16 protein-coding genes are annotated in these 14,274 nt (G+C 63.2%); 3 read left to right on the top strand and 13 right to left on the bottom strand.

Translation table 11 applies throughout. The features are described from left to right. The first annotated feature begins 3 nt into the window (after nt 1–3). Nucleotides 4–1,218 (top strand): TIGR04063 family PEP-CTERM/XrtA system glycosyltransferase, encoded by a 1,215-nt coding sequence (locus CLU90_RS04420; RefSeq protein ID WP_100427287.1) that lies wholly within the window; start codon nt 4–6, stop codon nt 1,216–1,218. Beyond that, a complete protein-coding gene (locus CLU90_RS04415) occupies nt 1,215–3,653 on the top strand; it encodes a glycosyltransferase (protein WP_100427286.1) in 2,439 nt (812 codons plus the stop codon). Before CLU90_RS04420 ends, CLU90_RS04415 begins: the two co-directional genes overlap by 4 nt. 9 nt (nt 3,654–3,662) lie before the next feature. On the opposite strand, the gene CLU90_RS04410 is transcribed toward CLU90_RS04415, so the two are convergent. From CLU90_RS04410 to CLU90_RS04380, 8 genes are all read right to left on the bottom strand, one after another. Continuing rightward, nucleotides 3,663–4,007, bottom strand: a complete 345-nt coding sequence (locus CLU90_RS04410; protein WP_100427285.1) for a hypothetical protein — start codon at nt 4,005–4,007, stop codon at nt 3,663–3,665. Nucleotides 4,008–4,177: 170 nt separating this feature from the next. Next, nucleotides 4,178–4,687 carry a hypothetical protein gene (locus CLU90_RS04405; RefSeq protein WP_157808732.1) on the bottom strand — a complete coding sequence of 170 codons (510 nt, stop codon included), beginning with the start codon at nt 4,685–4,687 and terminating at the stop codon, nt 4,178–4,180. Between the two features lie 53 nt (nt 4,688–4,740). Continuing rightward, nucleotides 4,741–4,902: a hypothetical protein gene (locus tag CLU90_RS29105; protein ID WP_157808731.1), complete on the bottom strand. Its 162-nt coding sequence runs from the start codon at nt 4,900–4,902 to the stop codon at nt 4,741–4,743. Between the two features lie 135 nt (nt 4,903–5,037). Beyond that, entirely contained in the window at nt 5,038–5,373 is a 336-nt protein-coding gene (locus CLU90_RS04400) for a hypothetical protein (RefSeq protein ID WP_157808730.1), read from the bottom strand. 64 nt (nt 5,374–5,437) lie between these two features. Next, a complete protein-coding gene (locus tag CLU90_RS29100) occupies nt 5,438–6,040 on the bottom strand; it encodes a hypothetical protein (RefSeq protein ID WP_157808729.1) in 603 nt (200 codons plus the stop codon). Nucleotides 6,041–6,204: 164 nt separating this feature from the next. Further along, nucleotides 6,205–6,759, bottom strand: a complete 555-nt coding sequence (locus CLU90_RS04390) for a hypothetical protein (RefSeq protein ID WP_092716640.1) — start codon at nt 6,757–6,759, stop codon at nt 6,205–6,207. A gap of 220 nt (nt 6,760–6,979) precedes the next feature. Continuing rightward, a complete protein-coding gene (locus CLU90_RS04385; RefSeq protein ID WP_100427282.1) occupies nt 6,980–7,441 on the bottom strand; it encodes a MepB family protein in 462 nt (153 codons plus the stop codon). Then, complete coding sequence (locus CLU90_RS04380) at nt 7,438–7,671, bottom strand: hypothetical protein (RefSeq protein WP_092716636.1); 234 nt, start codon at nt 7,669–7,671, stop codon at nt 7,438–7,440. The genes CLU90_RS04385 and CLU90_RS04380 overlap by 4 nt, the downstream gene beginning before the upstream one ends. 96 nt (nt 7,672–7,767) lie before the next feature. On the opposite strand from CLU90_RS04380, the gene CLU90_RS04375 reads away from it, so the two are divergent. After that, nucleotides 7,768–8,130 carry a TfoX/Sxy family protein gene (locus tag CLU90_RS04375; RefSeq protein WP_100427281.1) on the top strand — a complete coding sequence of 121 codons (363 nt, stop codon included), beginning with the start codon at nt 7,768–7,770 and terminating at the stop codon, nt 8,128–8,130. Here the strand turns inward: CLU90_RS04375 and CLU90_RS04370 are convergent. The 5 genes from CLU90_RS04370 to CLU90_RS04350 all read right to left on the bottom strand — a co-directional run bounded on the left by CLU90_RS04370 (nt 8,119) and on the right by CLU90_RS04350 (nt 14,267). Next, nucleotides 8,119–9,123, bottom strand: coding sequence for a 2-hydroxyacid dehydrogenase (locus CLU90_RS04370; protein ID WP_100427280.1), 1,005 nt, complete (start codon nt 9,121–9,123; stop codon nt 8,119–8,121). The genes CLU90_RS04375 and CLU90_RS04370 overlap by 12 nt on opposite strands. An 87-nt stretch (nt 9,124–9,210) precedes the next feature. Next, the gene (locus CLU90_RS04365) at nt 9,211–10,404 is read right to left on the bottom strand and encodes a hypothetical protein (RefSeq protein ID WP_100429373.1); all 1,194 of its coding nucleotides are present in this window, start codon (nt 10,402–10,404) and stop codon (nt 9,211–9,213) included. Between the two features lie 44 nt (nt 10,405–10,448). Then, complete coding sequence (locus tag CLU90_RS04360; RefSeq protein ID WP_100427279.1) at nt 10,449–11,639, bottom strand: hypothetical protein; 1,191 nt, start codon at nt 11,637–11,639, stop codon at nt 10,449–10,451. Nucleotides 11,640–11,641: 2 nt separating this feature from the next. Then, nucleotides 11,642–13,204, bottom strand: a complete 1,563-nt coding sequence (locus CLU90_RS04355; RefSeq protein ID WP_100427278.1) for an MBOAT family O-acyltransferase — start codon at nt 13,202–13,204, stop codon at nt 11,642–11,644. Next, complete coding sequence (locus tag CLU90_RS04350; RefSeq protein WP_198511143.1) at nt 13,194–14,267, bottom strand: glycosyltransferase family 4 protein; 1,074 nt, start codon at nt 14,265–14,267, stop codon at nt 13,194–13,196. The genes CLU90_RS04355 and CLU90_RS04350 overlap by 11 nt, the downstream gene beginning before the upstream one ends. Nucleotides 14,268–14,274: the final 7 nt, after the last annotated feature.

Raw genomic sequence — 14,274 nt, 5'->3', positions numbered from 1 at the left:
TCCATGCGCATCCTGCACATCCTCGACCACTCGCTGCCCCTGCACAGCGGCTACACGTTTCGCACCCTGGCCATCCTGCGGCAGCAGCGCGCGCTGGGCTGGCACACGACGCAACTCACCAGTGCCAAGCAGGGGCCGTCCGACGGCGCGCAGCAGCTGGTCGACGGCTGGCATTTCTACCGCACGGCGCCCGATGCGCGCTGGTGGGCGCGCCTGCCCGTGCTGCGGCAAGTGGCCGTCATCATCGGCCTGGCCATGCGTTTGCGCCAGGTGGCACGACAAGCGAAGCCCGATATCCTGCACGCGCATTCGCCCGCCCTGAACGTCATCGCCGCGCTCAACGCGGGCCGCGCGCTGGGCATCCCCGTCGTGTATGAAGTGCGCGCCTTCTGGGAAGACGCGGCCGCCGACCATGGCAGCAGCCGGCCCGGCGGCCTGCGCTACCGGCTCACGCGCGCGCTGGAAACCTACGCGCTGCGCCGCGCCGACGCCGTCACCACCATCTGCGACGGCTTGCGGCGCGAGCTACGCGCGCGCGGCGTGCCCGCGCATAAAATCACCGTGATTCCAAACGCCGTCGATGCGGGCGCCTTTTGCGTCACGGCGCCCGACGACCGGTGGCTCGCGCACAAACTGGGCCTGCATGGCCACCTGGTTCTCGGCTTCATCGGCTCGTTCTACGCCTACGAGGGACTGGCCCTGCTGCTGCGCGCCATGCCGCGCCTGCTGGCGGCGCAGCCCGCATTGCGGCTGCTGCTGGCCGGCGGCGGTCCGCAGGATGCGGCGCTGCGCGCGCTGGCCGAGCAGCTGGGCATAAGCCACGCCGTGGTCTTCGTGGGCAGAGTGCCGCATGCGCAGGTGGCCGCCTATTATCAGCTGGTCGACATCTGCGTGTATCCGCGCCTGCCCATGCGCCTGACGGAACTGGTGACGCCCTTGAAACCGTTAGAGGCGATGGCGCAGGGCCGTCTCGTGGTGGCGTCCGACGTGGGCGGCCACCGCGAACTGGTCGAGCATGGCAAGACGGGCATGCTGTTTCGCGCCGGCGACGCCGAGGCGCTGGCGCAAACCATACTGGCCCTGCTGCTGGCGCCCGCCAGCTGGCCCGCGCTGCGCGACCGGGCGCGGGCGTTTGTCGAGACGGAGCGCAGCTGGCAAGCCAGCGTGGGCCGCTATGCGCCCGTGTATGCGCGCGTGGCGGCGGGAGCGATGGCATGATCTTCACGGGCCTGCGCATCGCGCTGGTCGGCCCGCTGCCGCCGCCGGCCGGCGGCATGGCCAATCAAACGGCGCAACTGGCGCGCAAGCTGCGCGAGGACGGCGCACAAGTGCAGCTGCTGGCCGTCAACGGCCCCGCGCTGCCGCCGTGGCTGGCGCGCATCCGCTACCTGCGCGCCGCGCTGCGCCTGCCCGTGCACTTGTGGCGCTTGTGGCGCACGGCCAATACGGTCGACCTGTTCCACATCATGGCCAATTCCGGCTGGTCCTGGCATCTGCAGGCCGCACCGGCGCTGTGGATCGCCAGCCTGAAAGGCAAACCTGCCCTGCTCAATTACCGGGGCGGCGAAGCGGCCACCTTCCTGGCACGCTGGCCGCGCCTGGTGGCGTTCAGCCTGCGCCGCGCCAGCGCCATCGCCGTGCCCTCGGCCTACCTGGCCGGCGTCTTCGAACAATATGGCCATACGGCCCACATCGTGCCGAACGTGGTGGACTTGCAGCGCTTTACATCAACCACACCCGCCGCGCCACCATCCGCCGATGGCCCGTGCATCCTCGTGGCGCGCCACCTGGAGGCGCTGTACGACAATGCCAGCGCCGTGCGCGCCTTCGCCATCGTGCGCGAGGCTTTTCCGACGGCGCGCCTGGTGCTGGCCGGCGGCGGACCGCAGCGCGCGGCGCTGGCGCGCCTGGCCAGGTCCCTCGGCGTTCTGGGCGCCGTGCGCTTCGCCGGCCCCGTCGACAATGCCGCCATGCCCGCCCTGTACCAGGCCAGCGACATCGTCCTCAATCCCAGCCTGGCCGACAACATGCCCAATTCCGTGCTCGAGGCGCTAGCCTGCGGCGTGCCGGTCGTCAGCACCAACGTGGGCGGCATCCCCGCCCTGCTGCAGGACGGCGTGACGGCGCTGCTGGTGCCGCCCGGCGATCCTGCCGCCATGGCGCATGCCATCCTGTCCCTGCTGCGCGACCCTGCGCGCGCCCAAGCGCTGGCGAACGCAGGCCTGGCGCACGCCGCCACCTTCGGCTGGCCCGACGTCGCACCCAGGCTGGCCGCGCATTACCGGCGCATCCGGGCCGCGCCGCGCCCCGGCGCCTACACGCGCCTCGTCGCCCGCTGGCTGTTTCCCCTGCATGAATGGTGCAAGGGACACCACAGCGCGCGCCTGCTGCGCCGGATGGAACGCTCGCAGTGGTGGAGCGCACAGCAACTGCAACAGTGGCAGCTGGCGCGCCTACGCGCGCTGCTGCGCCATGCGGGCGACCACGTGCCGTATTACCGCGCGCTGTACGCCAGCATCGGTTTCGACCCGGAACAGGTGCGGCAACTGGCCGATCTGTCGCGCCTGCCGTTGCTGAGGAAGCGCGACATCGCCGCTGCGCGCGACAGTTTCAAGTCGGCGCGCGCCGTGGGTTTGCGCCCGTTTGCCACGGGCGGCTCCAGCGGCGAGCCGCTGCAGTTTTTCCTCGGGCGACGGAGGGTCAGCCACGACATCGCCGCCAAGTGGCGCGCCACGCGCTGGTGGGGCGTCGACATCGGCGACCGCGAAGCCGTGTTGTGGGGTTCGCCCATCGAACTGCACGCGCAAGACCGCGTGCGCCGCCTGCGCGATGCGCTGCTGCGCACCGCCCTGCTGCCCGCGTTTGCCATGTCGCCCGCGCGCCTGGACGACTATGTGCGGCAATTGCGCCGCTGGCGTCCGCGCATGCTGTTCGGCTATCCGTCGGCCCTATGCCGCATCGCCAGCCATGCTGCGGCGCGCGACATGCCGCTCGACGGCCTGGGCGTGAAAGTGGCATTCGTCACGGCCGAACGCCTGTATGACGAGCAGCGCGCGCAGATCGCCGCCGCCTTCGCCTGTCCCGTGGCCAACGGCTACGGCGGGCGCGACGCTGGCTTCATCGCCCACGAATGCCCGGACGGCGGCATGCACATCACGGCCGAAGACATCATCGTGGAAATCGTCAACGACCAGGGCCAGCCGCTGCCCGCAGGTACGACGGGCGAAATCGTCGTCACCCATTTGGCCACGCAGGACTACCCGTTCATCCGCTACGCCACCGGCGACGTGGGCGCGCTGGGCACCGAGCCATGCACCTGCGGCCGCGGCCTGCCCCTGCTGCAAAAAATTGAAGGGCGCAGCACGGATTTCCTCACGGCGGTCGATGGCACCGTCATGCACGGCCTGGCCCTCGTCTACATCGTGCGCGAACTGCCGCAAGTGCGCAGTTTCAAGATCATCCAGGAAACCCTGCTGCGCACGCGCGTGCTGCTGGTCTGCCTGCCGCGCCTGGACGACGCCACGCGCAAGGCCATCGTGGCCGGTTTCCAGGCCAGGCTGGGCGCGCAGGTCGACATCGCCGTCGAGGAAGTCGACGAGATCGCGGCGGAGGCGTCGGGGAAGTACCGGTATGTGCTCAGCAAAGTCGCCTAGCAAGCAGGCCTACATCGACACGAGATAATTTTTCCCAACCACGCGGCCATGCCGGTCCAGCTCCACCGACCACACTTCCAGCTCCGGGTTCAAGCGGTTATCGAACCACAACCGCTCGGCGCACGGCGCCGCGCATGGCGCCGTGCCATAGCGTTCGAACGGCTCGCCGGCCCGCTCCACGTGGGTCGGCGCACCGAAGCGGGCAAGCACCGTTTGCCGCGTATCGCCCGTCTGGACTTGATCGAACGCCGCCTTGCGGCTGTTGGAGAACACGCAGCATGCGGCGACATACCAGGCCGGACTGAGGATGAGCAGGCACAGTAGTATTTTTTTAGGCGATATCTTGATTTGCATAGCGTATTGTCGATGACTTCATCGAGCGCGGCAAGCCGGCCGGAACGAGGCTGGGCAGAGTTAGAAAGAGGCAGGTCGGCCAGGAAGGCGCGATCTCGACGTTATATATTAGGCTTGTACTTCCGTTTTCGCCGCAAAGCGGCCAGTAGCTAGTCTGCTGATCGCCCGATCTACTGTTTCAGAAAGGGAAGCTTCCCACCTAATAGGACCCGTTCCATTGAATATCCGGCGCCGTAATATCGCCCTTGCTCATTCTTGACTTCGACCTTGAGATAGGTTCGGTTAGGGCATTTTCCAGTCTTGGCGTGATACCAGTAGGTTGCGATCCTGATCCATTCGTTTCCGATGCCTCGCTTTCCATAGTTGATGGCTTCAAAATCAAACGATTCAATGCGTCCGAAGATTCTTTGCATACCCCATGCTGGCTTTACCAACTCATCGCGGGAGTAGACCAATTTGAGTTTAGGCGACATAGATGCGTAAACGCCATCGAGTTCATTTTGCGCGAGCTGTTTTGCAGTCTGACCAGCGAGAGCAAGGATTGCGACGTCCACAACTTTGCCCAAGGACTCAAACGCAAATGTCGGCTGTACTGTTAGCAACGGCGTTACGACAAGCAGCATTGCCTTTAAGAAATACATCGTGTTTCCAAAATATAAAATATTATTTTCTTGTGCCACTCTTTAAACTGCAATGCTGCGGCATTAATTACCATAGAGTATATGAGTAAAAATCAATCCATAAAAATAAGAGAGGCCACTATAACAATCACAATGCCAAAAACAAAAACATAATGAATAATTTTCTCGCTTTTTGGCGCCTCAGAAAGACGCTGAGCATTGGTTTTTATCAAGACATCTTTTAGTGTAAATCTGCTGTTTTTCTTATGGTCCACAGCTTTTCTCCTTGGAAATTTTTTCATTCCTAAACTAAAAGGTAAAATTCCACGGTGGGTGCATGTTTTCTTATTTAAATAATTGCCAACGGATAGTCCGCTTCTGGCCGAATGCCGCCTAAATTTAGTGATGAATCATTGGCCCATCCACTGGATTTCAGGTTTTCTCACCTGCAGCGGCAACCAGTACTTCAGTGCATTTATTGCAGTCTCGACGGTCAATCCATCCACAAAAAACCCTCGATGCTCGTGTGCTTGTACCGCGGCTCGGCCTTGTGCATCTACGTTAATTGTAAAATTGCCATAGTCGATGCCGTCGCCGAGGCACGCGACAAAAAGGCCCGATTCAGGCTTCAGATTGACAATCGAGAACGTCAGAACATCATCCTCGCTAAGGGACCTGAACTCCAATTGAGTTGGCTTTTTCCCTAAGGTCTCGAACTCTACATAGTAATGTGCTGCTAATCGCATTCCGCTTTATCTTATAGTGGCTGACGCTTAGTTCTGCCGAATGTCTGCTACTGGCCGAAAGCTGTCAAAATTTCTCGGATGTATGGGACTGCATCACTTGTTCAATTTTTATCTTTTCCGTTTCCAGGTCGATTTTGAACGGTGTGTTGTTCGAGCTGCATACGGCTAGAACGCGCCCATTTTGCTCAATTAACCTAACTCCGGCCAGCACCTTTACCACATTGGCATGCGATTTCGGGGCGGCTCCGAGCACGTCCGCAAACTGGACAGAGTGCGGTCCAGAACCCATGAAAGTCGAAGTGTCCAACGCAGACTCCAGCCACTCCTCACGCCATAACAATTCGCTGGACATTACGGTAAAGGGTGTTTCAAACTCGCTCCATGAGAAGGAGTGGTTCCGAGCTAACGTATAGAGGCAAATTGGGAATACCTCAAACCATTTACCTACCGTGACTTCTTCAACAGCGAAACTTATAACCTCATTGTTGTCGAGCCGAAGTGCTGCGAAACTGTACTCTGAATGGAACGCCCGAATCGTACGGCCCTCAAGGTTGGGCGAACCGTCATAACAGCTCACAATTTTTGAATGAACCATTCTATTGCATTTCTCCATATTGATAGGTACGCCGCGCGACATGAGCGTCCGGAAATGGCCGGTTGCCATCATTGGCAGGTTTCCCTCCAAAGCCAATGAACAGTTAATCCGTTCTGTCGTCGCAAAGCTGGCATTCGCTGCTCAAGGCGCTCTCCCCGATCATCGACATTTACGGGAAAAACACTCGACAAAAGAATCGGGCTTGTGGTTCGCCAAGACGTTCGGTTGACGGCGGGTCAGCCGATACGCACTTGCGATGCGCCGGCATCCAATATGCGGAACAAGAAATCTTCTACTGCGCTCACCGGCGACGAGCCAAGATCAAGCGTCACTCTCCAACCCTCTTTTGTCGGTTCCAGCTCAGACATGAAATGTACGACGCCGAAAAGGCCTTCTTCGTTAGCTACATTTTCGTCGTCGGTATCAAACCACTTCAGGAACCACGCCTGAAAGACGTTTGAAACGGCCTCTTGGCTCAGGCCAAGCACTTCGAGTGGCGTCCAGTCCCAAACGAATGGTGAAAGAACCACTTCACCGGCACCCGACGCAAAAGTGACTGCCGCAAAGGTCAACTGGGTCTCGGAGTCGACTTGAATCGCTTGGCCCGCATTGATCCCCTCCATCGGGATGACGTCGGCTCTGCAAGGAAGGCCAAGCAAGCCGTCGACGGCCAGCGAGCCATCACTTTGCCTGTATGCCGGCTCCACATGCGATACAACCTGAGTGGCGACCCGTGCAAGGGTGTCGATGTATGGCCGGCGAACGGCGGCGAGAAATTCGGAAAGCGTCATGGTGGGACTGTAAGTTCAGACAAAATATTCAGGACCGTTCGGGCAGCTGCATAGCTGCCGATCCAGCACACGGGTACGCTTGATCGTCCGGTCGCGGCCGATCGCGGACGGTCAGAATAGCTCAGTGTACGAGGTTGTTGCTTTCAGAGCAAGTAAGGGGTCTTGTACAGCATTTTGACACGCATTAATGCACAGACAAATGCCAGGGAGAAAAGAGTAATTACTCTCTGAACATCTGTTCCAACCTTCGCTGATCCCCCGCCGCCACAAAACAGGCAGCCTGCCACCGCTGCGTGCGCTGTGCCTGGACAGATTCAGGCGCACACCACGGCGGATACACGCGCAGCGCGCGCTTGCCTCCGGCTCCGGCGCGCGACATCACACCTCGCTCCAGCAGTACCTTGCGCGGAAAAATGAAGAAACCGTGCCGCGCGCCATCGCTGACGGCGATGATGACGACGTCGACGGGATCGGCTTCATCGAGCGGGGCGATCTCGGCGTCGGGATGGGGGCGCTTCCAGATGGTGACGAACTGGCCGGTTTTCGTCGGCGTGGTTTTCGCCGCGCGCAAGACCAGGCGCTTGCCGTGCAGTTCGGCGCGGCAAGCGCCGTAGTCCGCGCTTTCCGCTTCCGGCACGGGCGCTTGCGGCAAGCCCAGGAAGGCCCAGGGACCGCCCTTCATTGCGCGCTGAACTCGGCTGCGGCCTTGGCCGCCCACAGCGCTTCGGCGTGGCTGGCAAACGGGGTGTCGTAGCCGTCGACCTTGCCGTCTTCGTCGACAAAATACAGCCACCAGCCGTCGCCCTGTTCGCGGATGGCCGTGTGGCCCGGCGCGCAGTGGATTTCGACAGATTGGTCAGCCGTCAGGGTGGTGATGGTGATGCCGCGGTGAATGATATGCTCGGGTGTCATGGAATGAAGTCATGCGAAAAAATCAATGGCCGTAGTGTAGCCGCGCCCGCCCATCCTGGCCAGTGCGCTACACTATTCCTTCACACGGAGGACGACATGGCATCACAGCAAGGCACGGTGGATTTTTTGCTCGACCAGATGGCGGGCGCAGGCAGCGTCAGCGCGAAAAAAATGTTCGGGGAATATGGCCTGTATTGCGACGGCAAGATGTTCGCCATCATCGCCGACGACCAGCTCTTCATCAAGCCGACGGACGCGGGCCGCGCCTGGATCAGCGCGCAAGGCACGCTGCAGGAAGCGCCGCCCTATCCGCAAGCCAAGCCGTACTTCCTCATCGATGGCGGGCTGTGGGACGAGCGCGACTGGCTGGGCCAGCTGGCGCAGCGCACGGCGGACGCCTTGCCGCTGCCGAAACCCAAGCCGCCGCCCAAGCCCAAAAAACCGGCATCAGCCAGCTAGTACGCTGTTCTCGCATTGCTTGCCCTGGCGGAAGCATTGCAGGTTGTGATACGTGATGGCGGCGATCTCGCGCAGCGCTTCGCTGGTGAAAAATCCCTGGTGGCCCGTCACGAGCACGTTGGGGAACGTCATCAGGCGCTGGAAGATGTCGTCGTCGATGATGTCCGACGAGCGGTCCTGGAAGAACAGATTGCTTTCCTGTTCATACACGTCGATGGCCAGGGAACCCAGCTGGCGCGATTTCAATGCCTCGATGACGGCGCCCGTGTCGATCAGGCCGCCGCGCGACGTATTCACCAGCATGGCGCCCTTCTTCATCAGCGGCAAGGTTTCTTCGCTGATCATGTGGCGCGTACCTTCCATCAAAGGGCAATGCAGCGAAACGATGTCGGATTCGGCCAGCAGCTGCGGCAGTTCCACCATCGTGCCCAGTTGCGCGAACGCGGGCGCCGGATACGGGTCGTGGCCCAGCACCGTGCAGCCGAAACCCTTGAAAATGCGCGCCGTGGCCAGGCCGATCTTGCCCGTGCCGACGATACCCACCGTCTTGCCGTGCAAAGTGGCGCCCAGCAAGCCATCGAGCGAGAAATTGCCTTCGCGCACGCGGGCGTAGGCGCGGTGCGTGTGGCGGTTCAGGGTTTGCACGAGGGCCAGCGTGTATTCGGCCACGGCTTCCGGCGAGTACGCGGGCACGCGGGCCACGAACAGGCCCAGGCGCCTGGCCGCTTCCAGGTCGAGGTTGTTGTAGCCGGCGCAGCGCAGCACAATGGCGCGCACGCCGTAGCCGTGCAGGGCTTGCAACACGGGCGCGTCGAGCACGTCGTTGACGAAAACGCAGACGGCGTCCGCGCCTTGCGCCAGGACCACGGTTTCCTGGCTCAGCAAGGCGCTGTGGTAGACCAGTTCAATGCCGGCGGCGTCGGGTTGGGACGGCAAGGCTTCATCGAAGAAGCGGCGGTCGTAGGGCTGGCTGGCAAAGAAGGCGATTTTCATGGGGCGTCCTGGAACTTGCTGGATGGCAAAACACCATCATAGCGCAAGCGCCCTGCCCCACGGCGTACGCCTGGCTTGCCTGGCCGCCTATTTGGGTTCGCGCGGCAAGGTCAGCACGTGGCGCAGATACGCCGTTTCCTCCGCGTGCTGCGTGTGGTAGCGCTCGCGCGCGGCGCGCATGGCCGCCTGGTGGGCCGCGATGCTGGTTTCCGTCAGCTCGGCGCCGAAGTCCGCCGGCGGCTGCTCTGGGCCGCCGAACAGGCGCGCCAGGATGAAGCGGCCCACATTGTCGCGGTAGTGCGATGCTTCCCAGTAATAGCGCATCGCGCGTTTCCCCGTCACTTGCGGGATAGGCTCGCTGGTGATGCTGTTAAAGCCGGAAAAATCAACCAGGCGCACGTCGCAGCCCTGGCTGCGGTAGCGCCCGGTCATCCGCGCCAGGTCGCGCTGCCAGGATTCCATGGCGCCCCACTTGCCGCGCCAGTACAGGGCGTCGAGCGTGAGCGCGTGCGTGGGATTGATGTACAGGCGCAAGCGCGTGCCGCCCCGGCAGATTTTTCCAACGCTGGCATCGAAAGCCTGCAGCGCGGACGCCGTCGGGCCCAGGCCGTCACCGAACTCCTGCAGGCGCGGCGTGAACGCGCGCGCCGTGCCGGTCCAAGTACGGTTGCGGCTGGTGAGGCAGGTCTCGTCGCGCTGGCCGTACAGGGCCAGGCTGGACAGACAGACGCCGTTATAGGTACCGTTGAGGATGCGCCAGCTGTCCTGGGTCATGTCGACAGTCAGGCCACGCTTGATGTTGAGCAAGGCGCGCCGCGCGAAAAACGCGGGGCCGGGATCCGTCAAGCCCGGCTCCACGCCGGCCGAGCCCAGTTCCAGCGAGAACGAGGGCGCGTCGATGCCCCACACCATGGTGTCGACATGGCTGACCCTGGCCGCGTGTTCGGCCAGGCGGATGGCCTCGCCGATGGAGGCGCCCGAGACGGCGCTGTTGAACACGCTCTTGCCATCAAACAAAGTACGCATGCTGCTCACCGGCAAGCCCATTTCCGTGCGCGAATTGCCGATATACACGATGGCAGGCCGGTAGCGCGCCACCGCATACGTCTTGCTCCACACGCTGAGTTTTTCGGTCGTCGGCCGCAAGCGCTGCAGCAGCGGGCTGTCCCACTGGTGCAGTAAGTAGGGATCGACGTGGTAATTGACGACGGAAACGAGGGCCAGCGCGGCCAGCGCGCAGGCAAGGAAGATGGCGAGGTAGCGGCGGGCGTTGGTATCCATGGTCGGCATTGGAAGTAGAAAAATGGCGTATGTGGCGCTTTGCATCAACGCCGGATCAGCGGCCCGTCCAGCACCCGCTGCGTATAGGCCGTTTCGCGCGCATGTTCCACGCGATAGCGGTCGCGCGCGGCCCGCGTGGCCGCATGGTGGGCGTCGATGTTGGCTGGCGTCAGCTCCACGCCGAAATCGGCCGGCGGCGGCGTGTCGCCGCCAAACAGGCGCGCCAGGATCAAACGACCCACGTTGTCCCGGTAGTGCGACACTTCCCAGTAATAATGCATGTCGGGCTTGCCGCTGACGAGCGGCGTCGCTTCCGTCGTGATGCTGTTAAAGCCGGAAAAATCGTACAGGCGCACGTCGCAGCCCTGCTGGCGGTGGCGCTCGGCGATCCGCACCAGGCCGCGCTGCCAGCCTTGCATGGCGTCCCACTTGCCGCGCCAGTGCAGCGCGTACAAGGTCAGCGCGTGCGTGGGATTGATGTACATGCGCAGGCGCAGGCCGCTCCGGCACAGCTTGCCTATGCTGGCGTCAAGCGCCGGTGTCGATGGCGGCGTCGGCCCCATGCCATCGCCAAATTCCTGCAGCCGCACGGGAATGGCGTCCGCCGTCCCCAGCCAGTGCCGTATGCCCTTGATCGTGCACGTCTCGTCGCGCTGGCCATACAAGGCCAGGTTGGAGCGGCAGGTATCGCCGGCATTGCCGGTCAGGATGCGCACGCTGTCCTCCGTCATGTCCAGGGTCAGGCCGCGCTTCAGGTTGACGAGGGCGCGCCGGGCGAAAAAGCCGTGTCCGCCGCCCGTCAGGCTGTCTTCCACGCGCGCCGCGCCCATGTCCAGGGAAAACGTGGGCGCGTCGATGCCCCACACCATGGTCTCGACGCGGCTGACCCTGGCCGCATGCTCGGCCAGGCGGATGGCGTCGCCGATCGAGGCGCCGGACACGGCGCTGTTGAAGACGCTCTTGCCGCCGAACATGGCGCGCACGCCCGTCGGCAGGCCCAGTTCCGTGCGCGAATTGCCGATGTAGATGACGGCGGGCCGGTAGCGCGCCACGGCATAGGTCTTGGCCCAGGCGCCGAGCTTTTCATTGAGCTGGCGCGGGCGCTGCAACAAGGGACTGTCCCACTGGTGCAGCAGGTAGGGATCGACGTGGTAGTTCAGCAACGAGATGCCGCCCAGCACGAGGAACACGCAGGCGAGAAAGCAGACAAGATAGCGGCGGCCGGCGGTATCCATGGTCAGAACTGGAAATAGAGAAACTCGGTGACCCGGTTCATGCCGAAAACGCAGGCGACGAACAGCGCGGCCAGACCCACGCTCCAGCGCGAGGTGGGCCGCCAGCTGAAAACCCAGCGCCCCGCGGGCTGAAATATTCTTTCAATGGCGGGCTCGTAGAGAAAGAATATTTCTTGCGTATTGGGCGCCTTGAAGGCCAGCAACATCGCCACCAGCAGCACGGGCAGGCCGGGACCGGCCAGTTCGATCCAGCGGATGCCGCCGAAGGCGGGATGCAAGCCCCACTGCGCCAGGCTGGTTGCATGGCTGGCCAGGCCGCGCGGCAGGCTTACGCCGTTCGCCCCCACCAGCGCGCCCGTGATGTCCCAGGCCGTGGCCACGTCGGGCGCGCGGAAGAAGATCCAGGCCAGCATGACGGCAAGAAAAGTCAGCAAGGCGGGCCACCAGCGTGACCGGGCCGCGCCCAACACCCGCTGCCACGCCTGCTGCAGCACCAGGTACAGGCCGTGCAAGCCGCCCCAGATGACGAAGGTCCAGCCGGCCCCATGCCACAGGCCGCCCAGCAGCATGGTCAGCATCAGGTTGCGGTAGCGCATGGCTTCGCCGCGCCGGCTGCCGCCCAGGGGAATGTATAAATAGTCGCGCAGGAAACGCGACAAGGTCATGTGCCAGCGGCGCCAGAAGTCGGCGATGTTGGCTGCCTTGTACGGCGAATTGAAGTTCAGCGGCAATTTCACGCCGAACAGGCGCGACAGGCCGATGGCCATGTCGGAATAACCGGAAAAGTCGAAATACAGCTGGAAGGTGTAGGCCAGCACGCCGATCCACGCTTCGATCAGGGTCGGCTCGGCCCCGGCCGCGAAGACGGGAATGGCCAGCGGCGACAGGTTGTCGGCGATCAGCACCTTTTTTGCCAGGCCTATCGTGAAAATCGACAGGCCGATGGCGAAATTGGCGGCGCGCGGATGGGCATTGGCGGGGTCGGCGAACTGCGGCATCATGTCGCGGTGGTGCAGCACGGGGCCCGCGATCAGGTGCGGGAAATAGCTGACGAACAGCACGTAATGGATGAAGCGGTATTCGCGCACCTCGCCCCGGTAGCAATCGACGAGAAAGGCGATCTGCGTGAAAGTAAAAAACGAGATACCGATCGGCAGGATGATGTCGAGGCCATGCCATGGCAGGCTGGCAGCGCCAGCACCAGCGGTCACGGCGATGGCATTGACGCTGTCGATGAAGAAATTCGCATATTTGTAGTAGGCGAGCAAGCCCAGGTTCAGCGCCAGCGCCGCGACCAGCACTCGCTTGCGGGCCGCGCCCGCAGTGGCACCGATCAACCTCCCGGCGCCGTAGTTGACGCAGATGGACGCCAGCAGCAACGGCAGATAGCGCACGTCCCACCAGGCATAGAAAAACAGCGACGCGCCCGCCAGCCAGGCGGCCGGGGCCAGGCGACGCCAATTGGCGGACGTGCCGGCGGTGGGCGCGAGGCGGTCCAGCAGAAAGTATCCCGCCAGCACGATGGGCAGATAGGCGAACAGAAAGGCGAAGGAATTAAACAGCATGTTGCCTCCTGGCAGGCAGCGATTGCGCCTGGTAGTAACAATCGGCGATCTGGGCCGCTACCCGTTCCCACGTAAAGCGTTCCACGAGGGCTTGTACGCTGGAACGTTCGGGCGGCAGCGCCAGCAAGTCGAGGATGGCCTGGCGCTGCGCGGTGCCATCGTCCCAGCGCACCTTGCGCAGCGCAAACGCGGAGTCGGGCAAGTCCAGCGCGCTTTGCGCCGTCATGACGACGGGCGTGCCGGCCGCCAGCGCTTCGAGCACGCTCAGGGGAAACACCTCGCCTTGGCTGGGCAAGGCGGCCACAGCCGCCGCATGGTAGGCGCTGGCCAGCAGCGGATCGGCATGGTCGAGCGCGCCCAGCCAGCTGACGTGCGGCAAGTCCAGCAATTGCTGCAGATACGCCTGCTGTTCGCGCGGCGCGGCGCCGATCAGCACCAGGGGCAAGCCGGCGCCTGCCAGCGCCTGGGCCAGTCCCAGCTGGTTTTTATATGGCGAAATACTGCCCACCATCAGCACGAAGGGTCCGGCGATCCCCGTTTCGCGCAGGAACAGGTCGCCATTGGCCGTAAAGAAATGCGGGTTGATTCCATTGGGCAAGACACGGATGGCGTCGGGCGGCATGCCAAAGCCTTGCACGATGGCATCGCGCTCGGCCTCGCCCAAGGCGATCACCACGCCGGCCAGCTGCAAGGCGCGCCGCGTTTGCGCATAGCTCGTTTGCACCATCCATTCCGTCAGGCGCCCCGCCAGCCGGTCGGCCAGCCGCGCGCGCCAGGCGCTGGTCCGGTTCCAGCTGGGCGCCAGCAGCGGCGACAGCACCACGGGCACGCCTTGCTCGCTGGCCATTTCCATGATGCGGTAGGTGCCATTGCTGGCCGAAAACACGTGCAAGACGTCGAAATCGGCCAGCCGCTGATGGTTGGCGTCGACCAGCTGCACGTCCAGCGGACGCGCCGGTAGCGGAGGCAGCCGGTTCAGCGCGGCGATGGTTTCGCGCACCTGGATCTGCAGGCCGCCGTCGCGCTGGAACAGCATGGGGTAGGACAAGATACCGACACGCATGGTGATC

Origin of the sequence: Janthinobacterium sp. 67, assembly GCF_002797895.1 — a bacterium.
Lineage (GTDB): Bacteria > Pseudomonadota > Gammaproteobacteria > Burkholderiales > Burkholderiaceae_D > Janthinobacterium.
Note: the sequence above shows the minus strand (reverse complement) of the source record. Positions and strands in the feature narration are given on the sequence as shown.